This is a genomic window from Comamonas odontotermitis (genome assembly GCF_014207855.1).
Classification (GTDB): Bacteria; Pseudomonadota; Gammaproteobacteria; order Burkholderiales; family Burkholderiaceae_C; genus Comamonas; species Comamonas odontotermitis_A.
Map to the genome: position 1 here is coordinate 51,233 of NZ_JACHKZ010000007.1, position 23,957 is coordinate 75,189.

Below are 23,957 nucleotides of genomic sequence, written 5' to 3' on the forward strand. Positions count from 1 at the left end.
ATGCGATGGCGCTGGGAAGGCGGCAGAGTCACGACGCCGCTCGAACTGGTGCTGATAACCCGGTCGAGGAGGATGAGTCATGGACGGATCCAAGGGATGCGGCGTGCGCGCAGGACGGCTTGGCGCGGATCAATACGCCGACAATTTTTCTGATGCGCACCCGCCGCTCACGTGGGCGCAGGCATCCATCGAAGCCGAGCGCTGCTACTACTGCTACGACGCGCCCTGCGCCACGGCCTGTCCCACCAGCATCGATGTGCCTAGCTTCATTGCCCGTATCGCGCAGGACAACATCCGGGGCGCCGCCAAAACCATTCTCGAATCGAATCCGCTGGGCGGCATGTGTGCCCGGGTGTGTCCCACTGAGGTGTTGTGTGAGCAGGCCTGCGTGCGCAACACCAACGAGGACAAGCCGGTCGAAATCGGTGCACTGCAGCGCTACGCAACCGACCGGTTCATGGCTGCAGGAGGCGCGCCGCTGTTCAAGCGGGCCGACTCTACGGGCAAGAAAGTGGCCGTGGTGGGCGCTGGCCCTGCCGGGCTTGCGTGCGCACACCTGCTGGCCCTGCAAGGCCACGATGTGAGCCTGCTGGACGCCAAGCCCAAGCTCGGCGGCTTGAATGAATACGGACTTGCCAGCTACAAGACCACCGATGATTTTGCGCAGAAGGAAATTGACTGGCTGCTGTCGGTGGGAGGCATTGCCCCGCGCAATAACCAGCGGCTGGGCCGCGACTTTACCCTCGACAGTCTGCTGGCCAGCCACGACGCCGTCTTCTTGGGCCTGGGCCTTGCCGGCGTCAATGATCTGGGCATTGCCGAGCCAGCGGCCCAGGGCTTGCGCAATGCGGTCGATTTCATTGCCGATATCCGCCAGGCGAGCGACAAATCCACGGTATCGGTGGGTCGGCGTGTGGTGGTGATTGGTGGCGGCATGACGGCGGTGGACGCAGCCGTGCAGGCGCGCCTGCTAGGGGCAGAAGAGGTCACCATCGTCTACCGGCGCGGACAGGACGCCATGTCCGCGTCGACCGTGGAGCAGCAATGGGCGCAGACCCACGGGGTGACGATCCGCCTATGGGCAACGCCGCAGGAAGTGCTGGTGGAAAACGGTGCAGTCACCGGCATTCGCCTCGCAAGCACGCAGCAGGTAAACGGCAAGCTGCAAAACACAGGCGAGACCATGGTGCTGGCTGCCGACATGGTGCTCAAGGCCATCGGGCAGAGCTACATCGCAGAGCCTGCGGGTTCGCGCGTCGCCCTCAAAGGGGGGCGGATCGAGACGGACGATGATGGCCAGACCAGCGTGGAGCGGGTGTGGGCCGGTGGTGACTGCCGTTGGGGCGGCCGCGATCTGACGGTGGAGGCTGTGGAGCATGGCAAACGCGCCGCTGCTGCCATGCACCGCATGCTGATGCGCGAAGTCGGCATCAGCGCATGACAGCACGCAACACGCCCCGTTCCCACTGAATCAAGGAGTCGTCATGGCCGATATTCGCAGCAATTTCCTGGGCATCCGCAGTCCCAATCCGTTCTGGCTCGCCTCTGCGCCCCCCACCGACAAGGAAATCAACGTCACCCGTGCCTTCGAAGCCGGTTGGGGTGGTGTGGTATGGAAGACCCTGGGGGAAGACCCGCATGTGGTCAATGTCAACGGGCCTCGCTACTCCACACTGATGTCGCAGGACCGGCGCGTGGTGGGCCTCAATAACATCGAGTTGATCACCGACCGGCCTTTGAAGATCAACCTGGAAGAGATGACCCGGGTGAAGCGGGCCTGGCCGGATCGCGCGCTGATTGCATCTTTGATGGTGCCTTGCGTGGAAGAGAGCTGGAAGCGCATCCTGCCAATGGTTGAAGATACCGGCGCCGACGGCATTGAGCTGAATTTTGGCTGCCCGCACGGCATGAGTGAGCGCGGCATGGGCGCCGCCGTTGGCCAGGTGCCCGAGTACATCCAGATGGTGACCGAATGGTGCAAGCACTACAGCCGCCTGCCAGTGATCGTAAAGCTCACGCCCAACATCACGGATGTGCGCTTTCCGGCGCGGGCAGCGAAGGCGGGGGGCGCTGATGCGGTGTCGCTGATCAACACCATCAACTCGGTGATGGGCGTGAACCTGGATACCCTGGTGATGCACCCCAGCACCGATGGGCAGGGTTCGCACGGTGGCTATTGCGGACCGGCCGTCAAACCGATTGCACAGAACATGGTGGCCGAGATCGCCCGTGACCCGCAGACTGCAGGCCTGCCCATTTCGGGCATTGGCGGTATCACCACATGGAAGGACGCGGCGGAGTACATTGCGCTGGGCTGCGGCACGGTGCAGGTCTGCACCGCGGCGATGGTGTATGGCTTCAAGATTGTGCAGGACATGTGCGATGGCCTGTCCAATTACATGGATTCGCACGGCTTCAAGTCGATTGACGACTTCCGCGGCCGTGCCGTGCCCACGGTCAAGGACTGGAAGGATCTGAACCTCAACCACATCGACAAGGCGGTGATCAACCAGGACAGCTGCATCCAATGCGGCCGTTGTCATGTGGTGTGCGAAGACACCTCACACCAGGCCATCTTCTATACCAAGGGCGAAGCGGGCGAGCGCCGCTTTGAAGTGAACGAGGCCGAATGCGTAGGCTGCAACCTGTGCGTATCGATCTGCCCGGTGCCCGACACGATTGCCATGCGCAGCCTCCAGCCCGGCGAGGTGGACGTGCGTACTGGCAAAACCGTGACGGGCGAGTATGCCAACTGGACGACACACCCCAACAACCCGGCGCGGGTAGCGGCGCAGGTTGGGCCCTGAATGGATAGCGCGCTATCACCTTTGGTGGCGCGCTTTTTGCTTTGTCATAAGTGTCTACAGGATTGACCGCAAGATTTTGGATTTGGATGATGAGAACGTATTTACGATCTCTACGCAGCCGCGTTGGAGTGCAATCGGGATGAGTTCGAAGCGATGGGCCGCAGCTTGCACCGTGGTGCAAGCAAGGGCGAGCGCACAGAAATCGCCCGATTTCACTCCAACCCGGAGGGACAGTGGCCCTGCGGGCGGTCTGCGTCGTTGCAGCGCTTGCCAATAGCTGGCTATTGGCTGCGCGCTGCGCCTAGCAGCCCATCCCGCAAAGCCACTGTCGCGGCGCGAGGAGATCGTAAACACGTTCTCAAACCTATTGAAAACACCTCTCAAGGAGTGAAGCAATGTCCCATGACGCGCAAGCAGGAGACGCGGCTGGCAGTGAAGCCGGCGGGCTCTGGAACCACGACCTCGCACCCACGCAAGCATCGCAGCGAACGTGGACGTGGTACCACTTCACGGCGTTGTGGATAGGCATGGTGATGTGTATTCCAGCTTACACATTGGCAGCCAGCCTGGTGGAAGGCGGCATGTCGGCCATGCAGGCGGTCATGACCGTTTTCATTGCCAATGTGATCGTGCTCGTGCCAATGCTGCTCATCGGGCATGCAGGTGCCAAATACGGTATTCCCTATGCAGTGCTGGCGCGTGCGTCGTTTGGCACCCGAGGCGCCAAGCTCCCGGCGGTTCTGCGCGCCCTGGTGGCCTGCGGCTGGTATGGCATCCAGACCTGGTTTGGCGGCCTGATGATCTATACGCTGCTGGGAGTGATCATTGGCCATCCGCTGGAGAGCGACAAGATTGCTGGCCTTGGCATCAATATCGCGCAACTTATCTGCTTCCTGGTCTTCTGGGCCATACAGTTCTATTTTGTAGTGCATGGCATCGAATCCATCCGCAAGCTTGAAACCTATACGGCGCCGGCCAAGATATTGATCTGCTTTGTGCTGCTGTGGTGGGTGTATGAAAAGGCCGGTGGTTTTGGCCCGATTCTGGACAAACCGTCCGCATTTGCCCCGGGCGAAGCCAAGGTGGGTCAGTTCTGGGGTACTTTCTGGCCGTCACTCACGGCCATGATCGGTTTTTGGGCCACGCTGGCGCTGAATATTCCTGATTTCACCCGTTTTGCCAGATCGCAGCGTGACCAGGTGGTGGGCCAGGCCATTGGCCTGCCCGTGCCCATGGGCCTGTTGGCGGCGCTGGCGGTGATCGTTACCTCGGCCACGGTCGTCATTTACGGCAAGGCCCTGTGGGATCCGGTGGACGTGGCCGCGCGCATGACTGGTGCTGCCGTTCTTATTGCACTCATCGTGCTGCTGGTGGATACGGTAAGCGTCAACCTCGCAGCCAACCTGGTGGGGCCGGCCTACGACTTCTCCGCACTTGACCCCAAGCGCATCAGCTACCGCACGGGTGGCTACATCACGGTAGCGATTGCCATCTTGATGATGCCCTGGAAGATTCTGGAGTCGACCCAGGGCTACATCTTTACCTGGCTGATCGGGTATTCCGCACTGCTGGGCCCCATTGCCGGGATCTTGATGGTGGATTACTTCCTCATCCGCCGCACGCAGCTCGATGTGCCCGAGCTCTACCGTGAAGGCGGCAAGTACAGCTATTCCGGCGGCTGGAACTGGGTGGCGGTTGCCGCATTCGCCTGTGGCGTGGCGCCCAATATTCCAGGCTTTCTGAATGCAGCGTTTCCTGCGAGTTTCCCGAATGTGGGGGCTATCTTCAAGGATTTGTATGCGTATGCATGGTTCATTGGCCTCTTCATTGCAGGCGTGGTGTACCGCATCGGCATGGCAAGCCATGTGGTGGCTTCTCAGGCCGCACTGCGGCGGGCGTGAGCGGAGCCCTGCACGAATTTTTGTGACCTGAACCCAAAGGAGAGACATGATGAGCACAGCCAGCCGCCCCCTTCTGATCCGTGGTGGCACCGTAGTGAACGCAGACCGTGAGGAGCGTGCCGATGTGCTGCTGGCAGACGGCAAGATCGTGGCAGTGGGCGAGGGGGCTGCGGCGCAGGCGCCTGCCGGTGCCGAAACCCTGGACGCCAGCGGCCAGTATGTGATGCCCGGCGGCATCGATCCGCACACGCACATGCAGTTGCCCTTCATGGGCACGGTCACCGCCGACGATTTCTTCACTGGTACCGCCGCAGGCCTGGCCGGTGGCACCACGAGCATCATCGACTTCGTGATTCCTGATCCGCAGGAGCCGCTGATGGATGCCTACCGCAAGTGGCGCGGCTGGGCGGAAAAAGCGGCATCCGATTATTCCTTCCATGTAGCTGTGACCTGGTGGAGCGATCAGGTGCGCGAGGACATGGGGGTGCTGGTGCGCGATGAGGGCATCAACAGCTTCAAGCACTTCATGGCCTACAAGAACGCCATCATGTGTGACGATGAAACGCTGGTCAACAGCTTCCGGCGCGCGCTGGAACTGGGCGCCATGCCCACCGTGCACGCCGAGAACGGCGAGCTGGTCTATCTGCTGCAGCAGGAGGTGGCGCGCATGGGCATCACCGGCCCTGAAGGCCATCCGCTGTCGCGTCCGCCCATGGTCGAGGCCGAGGCAGCCAACCGCGCCATTGCGATTGCCGACGTTCTGGGTGTGCCCATCTACGTGGTGCATGTCAGCTGCATCGAGGCGGCGGACGCCATTGCGCGCGCCCGCGCGCGCGGCCAGCGTGTCTACGGAGAAGTGCTCGCAGGCCATCTGACGATTGACGACAGCGTGTACCGCCATCCCGACTACGCCACCGCCGCCGCCTATGTGATGAGCCCACCGTTCCGCCCCAAGGAGCACCAGGAAGCGCTGTGGCGTGGCCTGCAAGCCGGCCACCTGCACACGACGGCAACGGACCACTGCACCTTCTGCGCTGCGCAGAAAGCGGCGGGTAAAGATAACTTCGCCAAAACGCCCAACGGCACCGGCGGCGTTGAAGAGCGCATGGCCGTGGTGTGGGATGCCGGTGTGAATACAGGGCGCCTCACGCCCAGCGAGTTCGTCGCCATTACTTCTGCCAATACGGCCAAATTGTTCAATGTCTATCCGCGCAAGGGTTTCATCGGCGCGGGCGCGGATGCCGATGTGGTGCTGTGGGATCCGAAGGCCACCAAGACGCTGTCGGTGAAGACCCAGCACTCCAAGGGCGACTTCAACATCTTTGAAGGCCGACAAGTGACCGGCCTGCCCAGCCACACCATCAGCCGCGGCAAGATCGTGTATGCCAATGGCGATCTGCGGGCCGAAAAAAATGCTGGCCAGTATTTCAAGCGGCCGGCGTTTGGCCCCAACTTCCAGGCGGTGCAAAAGCGCGCGCAGGAGATGGCGCCCACTGCCGTTGCTCGCGCGCAATGAAACAAGGAGATCGAACATGGACACGAAAGTGAAGACTGATACCAGCCAGTTGCGCGTCAACGGAGAGCGGCTCTGGAACTCGCTGATGGAACTGGCCCAGATTGGTGCTACCGCCAAGGGTGGCGTGTGCCGCCTGGCGCTGACCGATCTCGACCGGCAGGGGCGTGATCTGGTGACGCGCTGGGCTAAGGAGGCGGGGATGACCGTCACCATTGACAAGATCGGCAATGGTTTCATGCGCCGCCCCGGTCGCAACAACAGCCTGCCGCCCATCATGACGGGCAGCCACATCGACACCCAGCCCACGGGCGGCAAGTTCGACGGCAACTACGGCGTGCTCGCAGGCATCGAGGTGGTGCGAACGCTCAACGATCACGGGATAGAAACCGAGGCGCCGATCGAGGTGGCATTCTGGACGAACGAGGAAGGCTCTCGCTTTGTGCCGGTGATGATGGGCTCTGGCGTCTTTGCCAAGGCCTTCACGCTGGAACATGCCTATGCCTCGAAGGACACCGAAGGCAAGAGCGTGAAGGACGAGCTCGCGCGCATCGGTTACATCGGCCCGCAGGAGCCGGGCGATCACCCCATTGGCTACTACTTCGAAACCCACATCGAGCAGGGCCCGGTGCTGGAGGACCACGACAAGACCATTGGCGTGGTGACCGGCGTGCTGGGCATTCGCTGGTACGACTGCACCGTCACTGGCATGGAAGCGCACGCCGGCCCCACGCCCATGGCGCTGCGCAAGGATGCGCTCCAGGTCGCCACGCAGGTGATGCAGGAGGTGGTGGCCTGCGCGCACCGCCACCCGCCGCACGGGCGCGGCACGGTGGGCATGGTGCATGTGCACCCCAACAGCCGCAATGTGATTCCGGGCGAGGTGAAATTCAGCATCGATCTGCGCAACGCGACCGATGCCGACTGCGAAGCCATGGACCAGGACATTCGCGCGGTGGCCGAACGTATCAGCCAAGAAACGGGGCTGCCGATCAAGATTGATCTGGTGTCCAGCTACACCGCGCAGCCCTTCAACGCCGAGTGCATCGATGCCGTGCGGCGTGGTGCGCAGATGCTCGGCTATTCACATATGGATGCTGTCTCCGGTGCGGGCCACGATGCCGTCTACATGGCGCGTCTGGCGCCTGCGGGCATGATTTTCATCCCCTGCAAGGATGGCATATCGCACAACGAGATCGAAGATGCCAAGCCCGAGCACATCACGGCTGGCTGCAATGTGCTGCTGCATGCCATGCTGGAGCGGGCAGGTCGTTAAGCCCTTGCGTTGCGCGGCGCGTGCAACTCAGGCCTGTGCCAGATCAAGCAAGGCCTGACCGGTCATGCGGTAACGGATCCACTCGCTCTGTGGCTTGGCGCCCAGGCTGTCGTAGAACTGGATCGAGGGCGTGTTCCAGTCGAGCACGCTCCACTCGAAGCGGCCACAGTCCTTTTCGACCGCAATACGGGCCAGATGCCGCAGGATGGCCTTGCCTGCACCGCTGCCGCGATAGGCCGGGTCTACATACAGGTCTTCCAGGTACAGGCCGTTGCGTCCTTGCCAGGTGGAATAGTTGAAGAAGTAAACCGCAAACCCGATGGCGTGGCCATCTTGTTCGCAGATCAGCCCATGCGCTGTCGCGCCTTCGCTGAACATGGTCTTGTGCACATGGGCGGGTGTCGAGAGCACCTCCTGCTCGGCATTTTCGTAAACGGCCAGGTCGCGCACAAAACGCAGAATGGTGTCGGTGTCATCAATGGCGGCGGGGCGGATTTGGATTGTCATAACAAAGTATATGTAACACCAACGTGGCTGGGTGGATCAATAAATGGCGATCAGAGGCGACGAATACTCTGGCGAGCGAGGCTGGGCAGACCGAACCGCGCGCAAGCTGTTGATGGCAAACTTGGGCGTTCCGGCCACTGGTCGGGCATCAATGCACGTGCCGCAGCCAACTCTGCGACAGCTGGAAGAAAACACCCATCCACAGCATGATGAAGCCTGCCAGGAAGACGGCCATATGGCGCTCCACCTCAACCATCCCATCGCCGAATACGGCGCTGAACAGTGTGTAGAAGCACACCAGGCCACCAATCCAGATAGCGCAGGCCCAGAGGGTGTCTTTGCCACGCGATATGAGTGAGAACACGAAGGCCGCCGCCGCGATGAGCGTCATCATCGTGAGGCCGGCGTAGTACAACGGTCGGGGCGAGGCAACGATGAGCGACGATGGCGAGGAGGCGAACAGTGCGGGTGCCAATTCGCTGGCATGGCGGGGAAAGTAGTGCTTGATGAAGCCATAGACAAACTGGTACTCGTTCACACCATTCAGCAAGGTCTTGGCAATGGTTACGGGCTGTCTGAATGCCAGGTTCAACAACTTGAAGCGGCTCACCTGACTGACTTCGGGGCAGGTGTTGATCCGTTGTTCGCTGAACATATGGGCGCTGACTCCCGCAAACTGCGCACATTCGGGTCGAAGGCCGAGAGCGGCAGCGGCCTCCTGTGGATTGCTGGAATTCATCAGCACGCCATAGAAGATCGTGTCGGTGCGGTTGACGCGGTCGATGCTTGCATATAAGTCCTTGCTCTCGACGGGCCGCAGGTACAGCTGGCACAGACCGGCCAACGCAATGCTGCAGAGCACGGTTACGGCGTGAGCCGGATAACGCCTGCCGTTCATGAGTACAAACAGTGCTGCCATCACGACGCCCAGGAACAGATATTGCTGGTTCGAGAAGCCTAGGAGAAAGGTCAAGCCTGCCATCAACAGCCAGCCTGAGCGATGGTGTGTGAAGGCATTGAAGCGGCAGGCCAACAAGGCTACGGCTAAGAACAGCGAGAAGAACAGGCAGGTGAACACAGGGTAGAGCGAATGAAAGTACATCAGGACGCTCAGATCCCCCAGCAGCAATACGAAGCAGATAGTAAGAAACAGGCGCAACCGCATGCTGCTGATGGCGAAAAGCAGCCACGAAAACGCCGCCAATACCACCGCCAGCTTGGCATAGCCAAGTTGTTGCAATGGAAAGTGATCGCCCAATTTGTGCCAGAGCTTCAGGCTGCTGAGGTACAGCGCTTCGGTGGAGGGATTGCAGAATTGCCAGAGCCGCTCGCTGTTGTAGACCAAGGTGGCGACGACTCTGTCCGGCGCCGGGCTGTGAAAGAACTCAGAGCGTTCGTCGAAGTTCCAGATGCCCACGCAGCTCGAAGTGCGTAGGAAGTCAAAGTTATTCGGGTAGCCGAGCAATGGGGTGTGCGTGGAGAAGGTAAAGAATCGGACGAGGCCGATCAATACCAGCACTGCAATGACCAACCAGGGCCAGCGCTGATTCATTCGATCAGAAGGGCGTGCATGCATGAAGGCTATTGTCCATTGCCCGTCAACAGTTTTTGCAAAATCTGGAAATGGTCTTCAAAGAACTCTGCTTCGCGCGCACGGATGGCGTCGATGCTGAGCCAGAAGGCTTCTGCGGCATCGTCATCGGCGCGTACGGAGGGCTTTGGGGTTTGTTTCAGATCAAAGTAATGCACATGGGTGATGGTGCGGCCACGCTGGCTGCGGTCTGGGTGGTCGAAGACGGTGACCGACTGCAGTGCAGCGCGGAGGCTGGGCTCTTCCAGTGCGCAGTGGGTCTCTTCCTGCAATTCGCGCAGGCAGGATTGCCACAGGGTATCGCGCGGCTCCAGAAAACCGCCGGGGAGCGCCAGCAGGCCTTTGCCTGGGGCATGTCCACGGCGAATCACCAGCACTTCGTTGCCGCAACGCACCAGGGCATCAACGGTGACGAAGACCGGCGGGTAGGGCGCTGTCGCCCACGATTGGCGGTACTTGCGCAGCATCTGCCATTCGGTGCACAGCTCCGCATACGCAGGCGTCTGGCTGAACCGCTGCAGAAATACCAGTGAGCTGGCGGGCAGCATCTGCGCCAGCGGGCTCAAACCTTCAGCGTGCCCGGCAAGGGCAGCACCAAAGTAGGCGTCGCGGATGGGCGTGGCATCAATGCTGTTCTGCCGCGGCAGGCTCACCAGATCCCAGCCGGGGAAGTGCGCAAGATAGCTGCTGCTCGCGTCTTTGAAATGGCCCACGAGGCCGATGCGTGCACCGGGCTGGCTGTGGCTGGTGACGGCTTCGCGCACGGCTGTCACCCAGCGTGGCTCGTCGTAGTAATCACGGATGGGCACAAACTCCACACGCGCGGCATCGGCGGGGCTGAGTGCGCCAGCAAACATTTGCGCGCGCTCCTGCCAGGTGAAGGGGTTTTTGGGGCTGCGCGCCTGGATGGCCGAGCCCAGCACCACGATGACTCGGGAGGCGCGTGCCAATGCCTGCTGCAACAGGGCCATGTGGCCGAGGTGGGGGGGCTGAAAGCGGCCGATCAGCACGGCGAGGTCATAGGTGTCGGTGGTAGGGCTCATGGTGTCATTGTCGGTGCATGGCGGTTGCAGTTTGCCAAGGCTGGCGCTACCTCGGGTGAAGTGAGAGGTGCGGAGAAAGGACCAGGGTGGTGTCGTTGCCCTTTGGCGTCACGGATACCATGCCGCAATCGGCATTTGGCGGCCGGTACCGAATGCACGGGGGCGCAGGCGCAGTATCGGCGGGGCCTGCCGGCGCTTGTATTCGCTGCGGTGCACCATGTGCCGAACCTTGGCCACCATGGCGCGGCCGCTTTCCGACATCTGCAGGTTTCCTACGAAGACGCAGGCGGCTGTGTATTCCTGGGTGGAGAGGCGCTGGCCTTCGATGAGTATTTTCAAGATCTCGTCGAGGATCTCGTATGGCGGCAGGCTGTCCTCGTCTTTCTGGCCGGGCGCCAGTTCAGCCGATGGCGCTTTGTCGATGATGGCTTGCGGAATGATTTCTCGGCCTGCGCTGTCGTTGATGTGGCGCGACAGTGCGAAGACTTCGGTCTTGTACAGGTCGCCGATCAGGCCCAGGCCGCCGTTGGTGTCGCCATACAGGGTGCAGTAGCCGACCGAGATTTCCGACTTGTTTCCCGTGGTCAGCAGCAGGTGGCCGAAGGCATTGCTGTATTCCATGAGGATGGTGCCGCGGATGCGCGCCTGCAGGTTCTCCAATGGCAGGCCTTGCAGCGGTGCTTCAAAACTGCGCTCGAACTGCGCGCTGTAACCGGCGACCAATTCTGCGATGGGGTGGGTTTTGAGCGCAATGCCCAGGTTGCGGCACAGTGCCACGGAGTCATCCACCGAGCCGCTGGAGGAATAGCGCGATGGCATGGTGATGCCGACGACGTTGTCGGGGCCGAGCGCTTCGGTGGCGAGCGCCAGCGTCAGGGCCGAATCAATGCCGCCCGAGCTGCCCACCACCACTTGCCGAAAGCCGCAGCGCCGGGCGTAGTCGCGCAGCCCCAGAATGATCTGCTGGCGGTAGAACTCCATGGTGGGCAGGCCCAGCATGGGGGGGCGTTGCGGAGCCTGGCCGTCGGCAGTGCGGAACTGGCCATGGTCAAAACCCAAGGTGCGGACGGCTTGTGCAAAGCGGGGCGCTTCCCACACGATGCCATCACCGGGTTGCACGGCAAACGAGGCGCCATCGAACACGATCTGGTCCTGACCGCCGATCTGGTTGACGTAGAGAATGGGCAGGCCGTGGCGGGTGGCCGCTTCGCTGAAGATCTGGTGGCGCTGCTCGCGCTTGCCCAGATGGCTGGGGCTGGCGTTGATGCTGACGACGAGATCGGGCGCGGCGTCTGCCATGCGCTCGAAAGGGTTGGTGGCGTAGTCGGCGCCACTGTCGTTCCAGCCGTCTTCGCAGATCAGAAATCCCACCTGCGCATTGCCGATCCGCAGTACCTTGGCGGCATCGCGCCCCGGCTCGAAATGGCGGCGCTCATCAAAGATGTTGTAGGTGGGCAGCAATTGCTTGTCGTACTGCAGGCGCACAGTGCCATCTTGCAGCACCAGCAGGCTGTTGTGCAGCTGCTTGCCGGGGCCCTGGCGGCGGGTGGGGGCGCCCACCACCCAGTACAGACCGGGCAGATGGCGAGTCTCTTCCAGCAGGCGGTCAATGCCGGCGTCCACGCGGGCAAGGAATTCGGGCTCGTCGAGCAGGTCTGCGGGGTAGTAGGCGGTGATCGACAGTTCGGGAAAGACCACCAGTTGCGCACCATCTGCCTGCGCCTTTTGGGCGGCCTGCACCATCTGATCGATATTGCCGTCGATGTCGCCCACGGTCAGGTCCAGTTGGGCGAGGGTGATCTTGAGCATAGCCATTTCCTTCCATTTCCCCACCCGCCGATGACTATGTGCACGCCCCGAGGGTGGATAGTTGAATCAATTCTTCACGTGGAAGACTTGCTTCAGGTATGCCAGATAGGTTTCGTCGTCGCACAGGGTCTTGCCCGGGCTGTCGCTGAGCTTGGCCACTGGCTGGCCGTTGGCGTGGGTGAGCTTCATCACGATGTTCAGTTGCTTGAGCCCCATGTCGTTGGCCAGCTGGGTGCCGATGCCAAAGCCGCACTGGATGCGATCGGCAAAGTGCTGATACAGATCGAGTGCGGCGTCCAGCGTCAGACCATCGGAGAACACCAGGCGCTTGGAGTTGGCATCAATGCGCAGCTTGGCGTAGTGCGCCAGTGCCTTCTCACCCCATTCCTTCGGATCGCCCGAGTCGTGGCGCAGGCCATCGAACAGCTTGGCGAAATACATGTCGAAATCAGCAAGAAAGGCATCCATGCCAACGGTATCGGTCAGTGCAATACCCAGGTCGCCACGGTATTCCTGCACCCAGTCTTCCAGTGCAGCGATCTGGAAATCGCGCAGGCGCACGCCGTGGGCCTGGTAGCTTTGCAGGTATTCATGCGCCATGGTGCCAATGGGCACCAGGTTCAGGTCACGTGCCAGCAGCACATTCGAGGTGCCCTTGAACCACTGTGCCGTCTGGCTAGCAAAGGCCTGTACCACCTCGCGCTGCCAGGGGCCGGAGAAACGCCGACGCACGCCAAAATCAAACAGCTCGAAGGGGTGGCGGTGCCTGGCTTCCTGCGCGAGCTCCTGCAGACGCACTATTTTTGCGCCCAGGCGTCTGCGCCCTTCGGTGAGGGCAGAGGCCTGGTCAAACCGGCGGAAATACAGCTCGTTGACGATGGACAGTACAAAAATCTCAAAGCCCATCACATGCACCTGCGGCCCATTGGCAACGATGTGCAGGCTGCTGCCGTCGGCCTTTACCTCGATGAAATCGCGTTGGAACTGGAAGATGCGCAGAAAATCGATGAAATCGCTTTTCATGAAGCGCAGGCTGGCCAGGTAATCGAGCTCGTCCTTCTTGAACTTGAGCGCACACAAGGCGTCGATCTCGGATCGCACCTCGTCCAGCAGATCGACCAGCGGAAACTCGGGCGTCGAGCGGCAGACAAAGCGGTAGGTGGATTGGGTTTGCGGATGCCGGTGCAGCATGGCCTGCCACATCGTGAACTTGTACAAATCGGTGTCGAGCAGGCTGGTGATGATGGGCTGCATACCGCGTCTTTCTCTATCAAAATGAGAGCTATTGGCGCTTATCCATCAAGCGCCAAAAGCCAAAAATATCTATAAGCCAAAAGCAGTGCTGGTGGTGCAGCGTACACCGATGGCGCGCATCTGCTGCAAAAAGGTTTCTTGCGCAGATTCAAAACCTGCAACCGGGCTCATGCAATCGGTGAGCAGCACGATGCGTGAGAAATCATCAGCCCCCCACAATGTGCCGATGTTCTGCACGATGTGCTCGGTGGTGGCGCGCACGCAGTGGCTACCTGCTTCGCCCGCAATCACGAGGGTATCCGCCTGCGCCATGTGCTGCAGCAGGGCAGAGTTCAGGCCGGTTTCCGGGTCTTGCGGGTCGGGCACTTCGGCGCGAATGGCGCTGTAGTGTTCGGTGAACGGATTCATGCCTTTGAACACATGGCGTACGGCGCACTGGCGTGCAGTCTGCCAACGGCGGCAGGCGGCCAATACGTCGGCATGCACGCCGTGGCCGATGCTGCCGATCTCGCAGTGCAGCGGCCAGACCATCAAGGTATAGCTGCCCTGTGCCTCCAGTGTGTCCAGATAGGCCAATGTGCGATCGCGCTCGGCAGCGTTGCGGGGCGTGAAACTGCCAGCACGCACCTGATCGGCCGTGATGGCGGTGAAGGGCTGTACCGCGCTGCCGTCACCCTGCTGCCAGAAAGCGGGGTGGGCAATGTCATAGGCCTGGTGGGAGTCAAGCGTGATGGTGATGTTGTCCAGCCGCGCGCTGTGGTGCCCGATCCACTGCGCAAGGCGTTGCATGTCTGCATGGGCGCCTGCCACAGGCAAGCTGGGCGCAAAGGGTGCGCCGGCTGCCGCAGCAGTGGGGCGCCAGTCCTGGGGCAGGTCGCAAAAGTCGTTTTGCGGGTCGATGATGAGTAGCTGTGTGCGGTGGCGCATGTCCGTCTCCTTCGATGCTGTGCAGTCTACGCTTGTTAGAATAATTTTGCAACTAACTAGAATGCGTTAAAACAAACTCATTCATGAAGCAGATGTTGTGTGTATATTGATCCAAGTGGGCAGCAGAGGCATACTGCGGGCTTATGAGAGATGCTTGGTACAAAAATGAATCAAAGTGAAACGACGCACACCCATGTACTCACCAGCGTGGATGTCGTCGTGTTCACGCTGGTGGAGGGTGTGCTGAGCGTCGTGTTGGCGCAGCGCGCCCGCGCGCCATTCGCAGGCGTATGGGCCTTGCCGGGCGGGTACATCCATGCGGACGAGGATGCCGATGCGCAGGCCAGCGCTGCGCGTGTGCTGCGCACCAAGGCGGGTATCGAAAATGCCTATCTGGAGCAACTGGCGACTTTTACAGGCCCGGCGCGCGATCCGCGTGGCTGGTCGGTGGCCATTGCCTATTGCGGGCTGATTCCGCAGGAGCGGTTGCCTGCGCCGCGCGCGGGCCTGAAGATCGTGCCCGTGAATGCACCCGGCCAGCTGCCGTTTGACCACGGACTGATCCTGCAGGCTGCGCTGGCGCGGGTACGCAGCAAGAGCCAGTACTCGTCATTGCCCGTGCACTTTTTCGCGGAGACCTTCACCTTGCCGCAACTGCAGCAGGTGTATGAAGGCATTCTGGGCGAGCCTTTGAACAAGGTGAGCTTCAGGCGCAAGATGGACGAATTGGGCATGCTGGAGCCCGTTCCGGGTGAAATGCTGGCCGGAGGCGCCCACCGTCCGGCGCAGCTGCACCGTGTACGGCCCGCTTTCCGGCAGCAGCTGGCGCTGAGTGTGCGGGGGCTGTAATCTCCGCCCCTCCAGGCCCGCTCCATAAAAAATCCGCCAGGATTGCTCCAGGCGGATTTCAGCGGGGCTGGAAAATTTACTTCAAGCCTGCAGCAGCGCGCAGCAACGCCGCTTTGTCCGTCCGCTCCCACGTAAACTCTGGCTCTTCGCGGCCAAAGTGACCGTAGGCAGCGGTCTTGCTGTAGATGGGGCGCAGCAGATCCAGCATCTGGATGATGCCCTTGGGGCGCAGGTCAAAGTGCGCAGCCACCAGCTTGGCGATTTCTGCATCGGGGATCACACCCGTGCCTTCGGTGTATACGGTGATGTTCATGGGGCGAGCCACGCCAATCGCGTAGGCCACCTGCACCTGACACTGGCGCGCCAGACCGGCGGCAACCACGTTCTTGGCAACATAGCGGGCGGCATAGGCGGCCGAGCGGTCCACCTTCGTTGGATCCTTGCCCGAGAAGGCGCCGCCGCCATGGGGGCAGGCACCACCGTAGGTGTCCACGATGATCTTGCGGCCGGTCAAGCCGCAGTCGCCCTGTGGGCCGCCGACGACGAAACGACCGGTCGGGTTGATCAGGTACTTGGTCTCCTGCAGCCACTCTTTGGGCAGCACGGGCTTGATGATCTCTTCGATGATGGCTTCGGTGAAACTGGCCTTCATCTTGGTGGCGGTCTCCGACTGGTCGGGACTGTGCTGGGTCGACAGCACCACGGTGTCAATGCTGTGGGGCTTGCCGTCCACGTAGCGCATCGTCACCTGGCTCTTGGCATCGGGGCGCAGAAAGGGCAGGCGGCCGTCCTTGCGCAGCTGGGCCTGGCGTTCCACAAGGCGGTGCGCGTAGTAGATGGGCGCGGGCATCAGCTCGGGCGTTTCGTCGCAGGCGTAGCCAAACATCAGGCCCTGGTCGCCAGCACCGGTGTTGAGCTCATCATCGCTCGCCTTGTCCACACCTTGGGCGATGTCCTGGCTTTGCTTGTCATAGGCCACCAGCACGGCGCAGCCTTTGTAATCGATACCGTAATCGGTGTTGTCGTAGCCGATGCGCTTGATGGTGTCACGCGCTACCTGGATGTAGTCGACATTGGCGCCGGTCGTGATCTCGCCCGCCAATACCACCAGGCCGGTGTTGGTCAGTGTCTCGGCTGCCACGCGGCTGTGCGGGTCTTGGGTGAAAATAGCGTCCAGAATCGCGTCGGAGATCTGGTCAGCCACTTTGTCGGGATGGCCTTCAGAGACCGATTCCGAAGTGAACAGAAAATCGCTGTTTGCCATAAACAAAAAACTCCTTCAGTACTTAGGCAATTGCGTTGCCCGAGTCCTTCAGGAGCTTGGCGAACGCTTTAGCAGTTTTGTTTTAAAGTCGCCCTGCAAGTTGCTCTTTAACTCAGCGACCCGCCTATTCTAATGCCTTTCTTGTTTCGACTGTTTGCTGCACTGCCATTGTGGCTATTGCATGGGCTGGGTGCCGCCATGGGATGGCTCACCTTTGTCGCGTCTCCCACCTATCGCAGGCGGTTTGTGGCCAACGCGGCGCAGGCGGGCTACCGGTTTGCCGAAGTTCGCCGCGCGGTGGGCCACGCCGGGCGCATGGTGGCGGAGGTGCCGCGTCTGTGGTTTGGCCAGCCGCTGCCGTGCGAGATGCACGGCGCAGAGGTGATCGACCAGAGCCTTGCCGCTGGCAAGGGCATCGTATTTTTGACTCCGCACATGGGGTGCTTCGAGCTGTCTGCCCAGGCCATGGCCCGCCGTTGGGGTGTGGTGCACGGGCCTATCACGGTACTGTACCGACCGGCGCGCCAGGCATGGCTGGCCAAATTGATGGAGACGGCCAGGGCCCGCCCCGGGCTGGAATCTGCACCCACCACCATGGCGGGCGTGCGCCAGATGATCAAGGCGCTGCGCCAAGGGCACAGCGTCGGCCTGCTGCCTGACCAGGTGCCGCCCGATGGCCAGGGCATCTGGTCGCCGTTCTTTGGCAAGCCAGCCTACTCAATGACGCTGGCTGCCAAATTGGCTCAGCAGACGGGCGCGGCTGTTATATTGGCGCGCTGTGTGCGCCGGCCTTGGGGACAGGGCTTTGATCTGTATGTGCACAGGCTGGCAGAGCCTTTGGCCGCCGATATGGAGACCGCAGTGACGCAGATCAATCAGGAAATGGAGCGCTTGATCCGCGAGAGTCCCGAGCAGTACCTGTGGGGCTATGCGCGCTACAAGCAGCCCCGCGGCATGGTCTCGGCGCCGCCAGAAAGTCAAAAGCATGGGTAAGTTGTTTATTGGCTGGATGTGGTTGATGTCACATCTGCCCCTGTCGGTATTGCGCGGCATCGGTTGGTGTTTGGGGCGCATCCTGTTTTATCTGGTTCCGTCGCGCCGCAAAATTGCATTGCGCAACCTGGAGCTGTGCTTTCCGGAGGCGTCGCTTGCCCAGCGCAGGGCCTGGGTTAAAGAGAGTTTTGTTGTCTTCTGCCAAACTTGGCTCGATCGCAGCTGGCTGTGGTTCGCTCCGCAAAAGACCGTGGAAAAGCGCACCCGGATGACTGGAGCGCTGGACGAGCTGGAGGGCGATACCCCCACCATCATGTTCGCGCCGCATTTCTATGGCATGGATGCCGGGGGCACGGCACTCACCATCTATTGCAGCAGGCCGTTCACGTCGATCTTTTCCACCCAGCCCAATCCCGAGGTGGACGCCTGGATCCGCAAGGGGCGCCAGCGCTTTGGCGATGTGCGCATGCTCAACCGTGACGATGGCGTCAAACCTATCATCGCCAGTCTGCGCAAGGACCATGGTCTTCTGTATCTGCTGCCGGATATGGATTTTGGCCCGAGTGATTCGCTGTTTGTTCCATACTTTGGCCAGGTCGCCGCAACGATTCCCTCGTTATCGCGCTTTGCCAGGCTGGGCCGTGCCAAGGTGATTGGCATGTACACCCGGCTCACGCCCGATGGTTATGAAGTGACGATTTCACCTGCGTGGCAGAACTTTCCGACAGACGATGTGGTGGCCGACACGACCCGCCAGAACCGCGAGCTGGAGGCGCAGATTCGCACCATGGTGCCGCAGTACTACTGGGTTCACAAACGCTTCAAGACCCGGCCCGAAGGGCAAGCGTCGGTCTATCAATGAAGACCGCATGCGGCGCTTATCTATAAAGCACTTCACACTATAAAAAATATAGTGATGGTTGATGTCCCCCACGGCGCGCATGGCTCCGATGCGACATCTGGATACAGCCAGCCGCGCGGCTGGTAAGGCGCCGGGCCGCGCTTATGCCTCGGGCTGCGGGGCAGGCTCTGCGCTTGCAACGCCTTGCGGATGAGACCATTGCCACAGCAATTGGGCCACCTTGTCCACGTTTTGCTTCTTGAGCGCACTGAACATCATCACCTCGCCACCGCCAGCGTTGAGTTTGGTAATCGACAGAATCTTGGCCTGCTCGGCGCGCGTCAATTTATCGGCCTTCGTCAATAAAACCAGAAATTTCAGGCCTTGTTCGACGCGCGGGCGAATGATATCGAGCAACGCTTCGTCCAACTCGGTCAGCCCCAGGCGCGGGTCGCACAGCAGCACGATGCCAGTCAGGCTGGGGCGGCTGACGAGGTAGTTCACCATCACCTGCTGCCAGCGCTGCTTGTCTTCGCGCGACACCGCCGCGTAGCCGTAGCCTGGCAGGTCGGCCAACACAGCATCGGTTACGCCCTTCTTGCCCAGCGCAAACAGATTGATGTGCTGGGTACGCCCGGGTTTCTTGGATGCAAACGCTAGCTGGTTCTGTTGCGTCAATGTATTGATCGAGGTCGATTTTCCTGCATTGGAGCGGCCCACGAAGGCAAATTCGGGCACATTGATGACGGGTAGTTGATGTAACTGGGCTGCTGTTGTCAGAAAACGCGCAGTGTGCATCCATCCCATGGCAGACGTGCCATCAATGTTTGGCGCGTCTGCAACGGCTGGGGGTGTACTAGGCATTGTCATCATATGTTTTTGAATTCATCTAAGTTAGCATTGTAGGAGCCGGCCAACCCTGCCGTGCGCTTATAAACCAGATAAAGACCCTCGATATGAAGTTGATCGCCTCCCTGTTGACGACTGCTGTATTGGCTTTTTCGTCCGTTTCTGCGTTTTCGGCATCGGAGGCCGCGCCTAAAACTGCCAAACCAGACCTCGCGAAGGGCGAGGCCAGTTATACAGCCGTATGCGCGGCTTGCCACAATGCCGACGGCAATTCGTCCATTGCCATTAATCCCAAGCTGGCGCAGCAGCACCCCGAATACCTCATCAAGCAGCTGGAAGACTTCAAGAGCGGCAAGCGCAGCAATCCGGTGATGCAGGGCATGGTTGCTGGCCTGTCGGATGGAGACATGCGCAATATCTCGCACTGGCTGGCCAGCAAGCCTGGCAAGCTGGGCTTTGCCAAGAGCAAGGACACGGTCGCCCTGGGTGAGCGCATTTACCGTGGAGGCTTGCCAGACCGCCAGATTGCGGCCTGTGCCGGTTGCCACAGCCCCAATGGCGCGGGAGTTCCGGCGCAGTATCCGCGCCTGGCGGGCCAGAATGCGGACTACATTGTCCAGACCATGCACGACTTCCGTGACGGCAAGCGCAACAACAGCATCCAGATGACGGGCGTGCTGGCCAAAATGAACGACAAGGAAATCCAGGCCGTGGCGGATTACATCGCCGGTCTGCGTTGATCCTGCAGCCGCATTGCCGGGGAATCGTCCCTGGCAACTCAGGGATTACGGGTTATCCCTGGCAGTCTACCGTCTAAGATGGTCTCCCAAACAGGGAACCTTGCTCGCAAGCGCTGACCCAACCGGGGCGGACTGATCGGACAACGACGGTTCGCCCTTTGCTTTTGTACCGATTGCGTTGTTGATACATGTCTGAACTCTCTCCTGCGCAGGGGCATATGCCCAGGCCGCGTCTTCAAGGGCGTGCGCTGTACGAGCTTTTCTCCTCCATGCGGTTTGCGATTGCCTTGTTGACGGTGATCTGCATTGCCTCTGTCATCGGTACCGTGCTGCGCCAGCATGAGCCTGCGGCCAACTATGTCAACCAGTTCGGCCCGTTCTGGGCGCAGCTGTTCATGGCACTCAAGCTCAATGCAGTCTATAGCGCATGGTGGTTTCTGTTGATTCTGGCGTTTCTGGTGACCAGTACCAGCCTGTGCATCGCCAAGCACGCGCCCAAATACCTGGCCGATCTGCGCAATTACAAGGAAAACGTGCGTGTGCAAAGCCTGCAGGCCTTTCACCACAAGGCACAGGCGCATCTGGCTGAAACGCCGGAGCAGGCTGCGCAGCGTGTGGGCCAACAATTGGCGGGAAGCGGCTGGAAGGTGCGACTGCAGGAGCGCACGGGTGCGGGCCATAAGGGCTGGATGGTGGCAGCCAAGGCAGGCGCCGCCAACAAGATCGGATACCTGGCCGCGCACAGCGCCATCGTGCTGATTTGCCTGGGCGGCTTGCTCGATGGCGATCTGATCGTGCGTGCGCAAATGCTGCTGGGTGGCAAATCGGTCTATACCGGTGGCGGCCTGGTTTCGGAAGTGGCAGACCAGCACCGCCTGTCCGCGAGCAACCCCACATTTCGCGGAAACCTGATGGTGGCCGAGGGAACGCAGTCTGACACCGCCATTCTCAGCCAGTCCGACGGTATTTTGCTGCAGGAGCTGCCATTTGCGGTGGAGCTCAAGAAATTCATCGTCGAGTACTACTCCACCGGCATGCCCAAGTTGTTTGCAAGCGATGTCGTGATCCACGACAAAGAAACTGGTGAAAAGGTCGAGAGACGTATTGAGGTCAACCACCCGGCCAGCTTCAAAGGCATCGAAATCTACCAGTCGAGTTTTGACGATGGTGGCTCGCGCCTGTCATTGCGGGCTGTGCCGCTGGCCGCGGGTTTCAAGAGCTTCAACATCGAGGGCGAAGTGGGTGGCTCCACCACCATCAACACCGGCGAAGGCAAGCCGCCGCTCAAGCTGGAATTCACAGGCTTGCGTACCATCAATGTGGAAAACATGGGCGGTAATGGCGAGGGCGGTGAAGGCGCAACCGATGTTCGCAAGGTGGATCTGAAATCGACCCTGGACAACCACCTGGGGGCGGGCAACAAGGTGCTCACACCCAAAGAGCTGCGCAATGTGGGCCCCAGTGTCAGCTACAAGCTGCGCGATGCGTCGGGACAGGCGCGCGAGTTCAACAATTACATGCTGCCGGTGGATACCGGCGACGGCCAGCCCGTGTTTCTGTGGGGTGTGCGTGATACCCTGGCAGGCCAGTTCCGTTATCTGCGTATTCCTGCCGATGATCAAAGCAGCTGGCAAGGTTTCATCCGCCTGAAAACTGCGCTGCACGACCCGGCGATGCGTGAAGCGGCGGTGGGGCGCTATGTGGAGGCTTCTGTAGCGCCAGGCCGGGCAGAGTTGCGCGAGCAATTGCATGCCTCTGCGCTCAAGGCGTTGACGATTTTTGCGGGCGCTACCAATGACAAGGGCGAGCGGGTCGCGGGTTTGCAGGCGATTTCGGATTTCATGGAGCAGAATGTGCCCGAGGCCGAGCGGCCCAAGGCGGGTGAGGTGCTGGTGCGTATCCTCAATGGTGTGCTTTTTGAGTTGATGCAGGCTGCGCGCGCGACAGATGGCTTGCAGCCGCTGGAAGCTGATGAGAAAACGCAGAAGTTCATGACCCAGGCAGTACTGTCGCTGAGCGATATGCAGTTGTACCCTGAACCGGTGGTGTTTGAGCTGACGAACTTCGAGCAGGTGCAGGCCAGTGTGTTCCAGGTGGCCAGGGCGCCGGGTAAATTGGTGGTGTACCTGGGTTGCCTGTTCCTGATTCTGGGCGTGTTTGCCATGCTGTATGTGCGAGACCGGCGCGTATGGGTATGGCTGGCGCCACGGGCCGATGGTGGCACCGATGCACGCATGGCGCTGTCCACCAATCGCAAGACCATGGATGTGGACCGTGAGTTTGATGGGTTGAGTGAGAAATTGTTGGGCGTCAAGCCTGTTGGAGGCCAGTGATGAATACCGCGACAACCAGTGTGCAGCAGCCGCCTGCAGGCAATGTGGTCAAAACTGTACAGCTGAGCGAAGGCTATTTCAGTGGCCGCTCCCTGTGGGACTGGCTGTTTGCGCTTGCCTTGGTGGCGGGCGGCGCTTATGCCCTGTTCCTGTACGGCCATCACATGGATGTGTACGAAAAAGGCATTCTGGTGGCCAGCGTGCCATTCTTTATCTGGCTAGGCTGGTTCTGGCGGCCGGTGCAGCTGCTGATGGCGATGGTAGCGGTGCTGTCACTGCTGGCAATAGGTCTGTACCGGGTGGACGGTGCTGGCCAGCTTGCACGTTCGGAAACGGTATTTGGCCTCAAGTACTTTCTCTCCAGCCAGTCCGCCATTCTGTGGATGAGTGTGCTCTTCTTCATGAGCACGCTCTTTTACTGGATCGGCATGTTCTCCAGGGGAGAGGGCTCGGCGCTGTCGGTGATCGGCACGCGCCTTGCATGGCTGGCGGTGACCATGGCCCTGGTGGGCACGATGGCGCGCTGGTACGAAAGTTATCTGATGGGGCCGGACATTGGTCACATCCCCGTGAGCAACCTGTACGAAGTGTTTGTGCTGTTTGCCTGGATGACGGCGCTGTTCTATCTGTATTTTGAGGAGCACTACCGCACCCGCTCGCTGGGGGCGTTTGTGATGCTGGTGGTGAGTGCTGCTGTCGGCTTTTTGCTGTGGTACACCGTGGTGCGCCAGGCGCATGAGATCCAGCCGCTGGTGCCTGCTCTCAAGAGCTGGTGGATGAAGCTGCATGTACCGGCCAACTTTGTGGGCTACGGCACTTTTGCGCTGGCTGCCATGGTGGCTTTGGCCTATCTGCTCAAATCGGCCACCCAGCGTGCGCTGTGGCTGGGGCTGGTGCTGGTGCCTGTGTTGGTACTGATCTTGCCGCTGGTGGGGTTCCGCCTGGCGGGTGACCCCAATTTCTTTCCGGCCATCGACAAGACCTTGCGCATGGCGGTGCCGCTTCTGGTGTTTTTTGCAGTGATGGTTGCTGCACGCAACTGGATCAACCGTGCCACGCCCCGGCAGGAGGTGATGGACGATCTGATGTACAAGGCCATCGCCGTCGGGTTTGCCTTCTTCACAATTGCCACCGTGCTGGGTGCCCTCTGGGCGGCCGAAGCCTGGGGTGGCTACTGGAGCTGGGACCCGAAGGAGACCTGGGCACTGATCGTCTGGCTCAACTATGCGGCCTGGCTGCACATGCGCCTGGTCAAGGGGCTGCGTGGTACGGTCTCTGCATGGTGGGCGCTGGTAGGGCTTGTGGTGACGACGTTTGCCTTCCTGGGCGTCAATATGTTTCTCTCGGGATTGCATAGCTACGGCACTTTGTAGCGAGTCATGTCCTGGCAAAAGACTCCCTGCGGGGAGTTTTTTTGTTTTATGGATGCCGGCAGGGAATTTTTGTATTCTTGGCAAACT

At 60.7% G+C, this 23,957-nt stretch carries 19 protein-coding genes; 11 read left to right on the plus strand and 8 right to left on the minus strand.

The genetic code is table 11. The annotated features are described in order from the left end of the window. Positions 1 to 79 precede the first annotated feature (79 nt). The 5 genes from HNP33_RS07490 (at position 80) to HNP33_RS07510 (ending at position 7,497) form a co-directional block, all read left to right on the plus strand. Positions 80 to 1,441 carry an NAD(P)-dependent oxidoreductase gene (locus HNP33_RS07490; protein WP_184706913.1) on the plus strand — a complete coding sequence of 454 codons (1,362 nt, stop codon included), beginning with the start codon at positions 80 to 82 and terminating at the stop codon, positions 1,439 to 1,441. Positions 1,442 to 1,484: 43 nt separating this feature from the next. Continuing rightward, positions 1,485 to 2,807 (plus strand): NAD-dependent dihydropyrimidine dehydrogenase subunit PreA, encoded by a 1,323-nt coding sequence (gene preA / locus HNP33_RS07495; RefSeq protein WP_184706915.1) that lies wholly within the window; start codon positions 1,485 to 1,487, stop codon positions 2,805 to 2,807. A gap of 395 nt (positions 2,808 to 3,202) precedes the next feature. Further along, positions 3,203 to 4,708 (plus strand): NCS1 family nucleobase:cation symporter-1, encoded by a 1,506-nt coding sequence (locus tag HNP33_RS07500; protein ID WP_184706917.1) that lies wholly within the window; start codon positions 3,203 to 3,205, stop codon positions 4,706 to 4,708. Positions 4,709 to 4,757: 49 nt separating this feature from the next. Then, the gene (hydA, locus tag HNP33_RS07505; protein ID WP_184706919.1) at positions 4,758 to 6,224 is read left to right on the plus strand and encodes a dihydropyrimidinase; all 1,467 of its coding nucleotides are present in this window, start codon (positions 4,758 to 4,760) and stop codon (positions 6,222 to 6,224) included. Positions 6,225 to 6,240: 16 nt separating this feature from the next. Then, entirely contained in the window at positions 6,241 to 7,497 is a 1,257-nt protein-coding gene (locus HNP33_RS07510) for a Zn-dependent hydrolase (RefSeq protein WP_184706922.1), read from the plus strand. Between the two features lie 27 nt (positions 7,498 to 7,524). Here the strand turns inward: HNP33_RS07510 and HNP33_RS07515 are convergent, their stop codons facing one another. The 6 genes from HNP33_RS07515 to HNP33_RS07540 form a co-directional block, all read right to left on the minus strand. Continuing rightward, positions 7,525 to 8,004, minus strand: a complete 480-nt coding sequence (locus tag HNP33_RS07515; RefSeq protein WP_184706924.1) for a GNAT family N-acetyltransferase — start codon at positions 8,002 to 8,004, stop codon at positions 7,525 to 7,527. 148 nt (positions 8,005 to 8,152) lie between these two features. Next, positions 8,153 to 9,580, minus strand: coding sequence for a hypothetical protein (locus HNP33_RS07520; RefSeq protein ID WP_184706926.1), 1,428 nt, complete (start codon positions 9,578 to 9,580; stop codon positions 8,153 to 8,155). 5 nt (positions 9,581 to 9,585) lie between these two features. After that, a complete protein-coding gene (locus HNP33_RS07525) occupies positions 9,586 to 10,638 on the minus strand; it encodes a bifunctional nicotinamide-nucleotide adenylyltransferase/Nudix hydroxylase (RefSeq protein ID WP_184706928.1) in 1,053 nt (350 codons plus the stop codon). A gap of 108 nt (positions 10,639 to 10,746) precedes the next feature. Continuing rightward, positions 10,747 to 12,447, minus strand: coding sequence for an NAD+ synthase (locus HNP33_RS07530; RefSeq protein ID WP_184706930.1), 1,701 nt, complete (start codon positions 12,445 to 12,447; stop codon positions 10,747 to 10,749). A 66-nt stretch (positions 12,448 to 12,513) separates the two neighbouring features. Next, positions 12,514 to 13,701 carry a nicotinate phosphoribosyltransferase gene (pncB, locus tag HNP33_RS07535; protein WP_184706932.1) on the minus strand — a complete coding sequence of 396 codons (1,188 nt, stop codon included), beginning with the start codon at positions 13,699 to 13,701 and terminating at the stop codon, positions 12,514 to 12,516. Between the two features lie 69 nt (positions 13,702 to 13,770). Beyond that, positions 13,771 to 14,628: a cysteine hydrolase gene (locus HNP33_RS07540; RefSeq protein WP_184706934.1), complete on the minus strand. Its 858-nt coding sequence runs from the start codon at positions 14,626 to 14,628 to the stop codon at positions 13,771 to 13,773. Between the two features lie 165 nt (positions 14,629 to 14,793). On the opposite strand from HNP33_RS07540, the gene HNP33_RS07545 reads away from it, so the two are divergent. Further along, on the plus strand, positions 14,794 to 15,477 hold the full coding sequence (locus tag HNP33_RS07545) for an NUDIX hydrolase (RefSeq protein ID WP_184706936.1): 684 nt from the start codon (positions 14,794 to 14,796) through the stop codon (positions 15,475 to 15,477). 76 nt (positions 15,478 to 15,553) lie between these two features. On the opposite strand, the gene metK is transcribed toward HNP33_RS07545, so the two are convergent. Further along, positions 15,554 to 16,741, minus strand: coding sequence for a methionine adenosyltransferase (gene metK / locus HNP33_RS07550; RefSeq protein ID WP_184706938.1), 1,188 nt, complete (start codon positions 16,739 to 16,741; stop codon positions 15,554 to 15,556). A 132-nt stretch (positions 16,742 to 16,873) separates the two neighbouring features. Between metK and HNP33_RS07555 the strand changes: the two genes are divergently transcribed. Both HNP33_RS07555 and HNP33_RS07560 read left to right on the plus strand, forming a co-directional pair. Then, entirely contained in the window at positions 16,874 to 17,734 is an 861-nt protein-coding gene (locus HNP33_RS07555; RefSeq protein WP_184706940.1) for a lysophospholipid acyltransferase family protein, read from the plus strand. Further along, the gene (locus tag HNP33_RS07560) at positions 17,727 to 18,596 is read left to right on the plus strand and encodes a lysophospholipid acyltransferase family protein (protein ID WP_184706942.1); all 870 of its coding nucleotides are present in this window, start codon (positions 17,727 to 17,729) and stop codon (positions 18,594 to 18,596) included. The genes HNP33_RS07555 and HNP33_RS07560 overlap by 8 nt, the downstream gene beginning before the upstream one ends. 141 nt (positions 18,597 to 18,737) lie before the next feature. Here HNP33_RS07560 and yihA read toward each other — a convergent pair whose 3' ends face one another. Continuing rightward, positions 18,738 to 19,448: a ribosome biogenesis GTP-binding protein YihA/YsxC gene (gene yihA / locus HNP33_RS07565; protein WP_418903826.1), complete on the minus strand. Its 711-nt coding sequence runs from the start codon at positions 19,446 to 19,448 to the stop codon at positions 18,738 to 18,740. Between the two features lie 83 nt (positions 19,449 to 19,531). Here yihA and HNP33_RS07570 point away from each other — a divergent pair, with 83 nt between their 5' ends. From HNP33_RS07570 to ccsB, 3 genes are all read left to right on the plus strand, one after another. Next, entirely contained in the window at positions 19,532 to 20,164 is a 633-nt protein-coding gene (locus tag HNP33_RS07570) for a c-type cytochrome (protein ID WP_184706946.1), read from the plus strand. A gap of 188 nt (positions 20,165 to 20,352) precedes the next feature. After that, entirely contained in the window at positions 20,353 to 22,497 is a 2,145-nt protein-coding gene (locus tag HNP33_RS07575; protein WP_184706948.1) for a cytochrome c biogenesis protein ResB, read from the plus strand. Further along, the gene (gene ccsB / locus HNP33_RS07580; protein ID WP_184706950.1) at positions 22,497 to 23,870 is read left to right on the plus strand and encodes a c-type cytochrome biogenesis protein CcsB; all 1,374 of its coding nucleotides are present in this window, start codon (positions 22,497 to 22,499) and stop codon (positions 23,868 to 23,870) included. The genes HNP33_RS07575 and ccsB overlap by 1 nt, the downstream gene beginning before the upstream one ends. Positions 23,871 to 23,957 lie beyond the last annotated feature (87 nt).

Coding starts and splice junctions, on each gene's coding strand:
- pncB (WP_184706932.1), bottom strand. CDS start 13,701: ATGCAGCCCATCATCACCAGCCTGCTCGACACCGATTTGTACAAGTTC.
- HNP33_RS07510 (WP_184706922.1), top strand. CDS start 6,241: ATGGACACGAAAGTGAAGACTGATACCAGCCAGTTGCGCGTCAACGGA.
- HNP33_RS07570 (WP_184706946.1), top strand. CDS start 19,532: ATGAAGTTGATCGCCTCCCTGTTGACGACTGCTGTATTGGCTTTTTCG.
- preA (WP_184706915.1), top strand. CDS start 1,485: ATGGCCGATATTCGCAGCAATTTCCTGGGCATCCGCAGTCCCAATCCG.
- HNP33_RS07545 (WP_184706936.1), top strand. CDS start 14,794: ATGAATCAAAGTGAAACGACGCACACCCATGTACTCACCAGCGTGGAT.
- HNP33_RS07560 (WP_184706942.1), top strand. CDS start 17,727: ATGGGTAAGTTGTTTATTGGCTGGATGTGGTTGATGTCACATCTGCCC.
- HNP33_RS07555 (WP_184706940.1), top strand. CDS start 16,874: ATGCCTTTCTTGTTTCGACTGTTTGCTGCACTGCCATTGTGGCTATTG.
- HNP33_RS07540 (WP_184706934.1), bottom strand. CDS start 14,628: ATGCGCCACCGCACACAGCTACTCATCATCGACCCGCAAAACGACTTT.
- HNP33_RS07520 (WP_184706926.1), bottom strand. CDS start 9,580: ATGCATGCACGCCCTTCTGATCGAATGAATCAGCGCTGGCCCTGGTTG.
- HNP33_RS07500 (WP_184706917.1), top strand. CDS start 3,203: ATGTCCCATGACGCGCAAGCAGGAGACGCGGCTGGCAGTGAAGCCGGC.
- HNP33_RS07530 (WP_184706930.1), bottom strand. CDS start 12,447: ATGCTCAAGATCACCCTCGCCCAACTGGACCTGACCGTGGGCGACATC.
- yihA (WP_418903826.1), bottom strand. CDS start 19,448: ATGATGACAATGCCTAGTACACCCCCAGCCGTTGCAGACGCGCCAAAC.
- ccsB (WP_184706950.1), top strand. CDS start 22,497: ATGAATACCGCGACAACCAGTGTGCAGCAGCCGCCTGCAGGCAATGTG.
- hydA (WP_184706919.1), top strand. CDS start 4,758: ATGAGCACAGCCAGCCGCCCCCTTCTGATCCGTGGTGGCACCGTAGTG.
- HNP33_RS07575 (WP_184706948.1), top strand. CDS start 20,353: ATGTCTGAACTCTCTCCTGCGCAGGGGCATATGCCCAGGCCGCGTCTT.
- HNP33_RS07525 (WP_184706928.1), bottom strand. CDS start 10,638: ATGAGCCCTACCACCGACACCTATGACCTCGCCGTGCTGATCGGCCGC.
- metK (WP_184706938.1), bottom strand. CDS start 16,741: ATGGCAAACAGCGATTTTCTGTTCACTTCGGAATCGGTCTCTGAAGGC.
- HNP33_RS07490 (WP_184706913.1), top strand. CDS start 80: ATGGACGGATCCAAGGGATGCGGCGTGCGCGCAGGACGGCTTGGCGCG.
- HNP33_RS07515 (WP_184706924.1), bottom strand. CDS start 8,004: ATGACAATCCAAATCCGCCCCGCCGCCATTGATGACACCGACACCATT.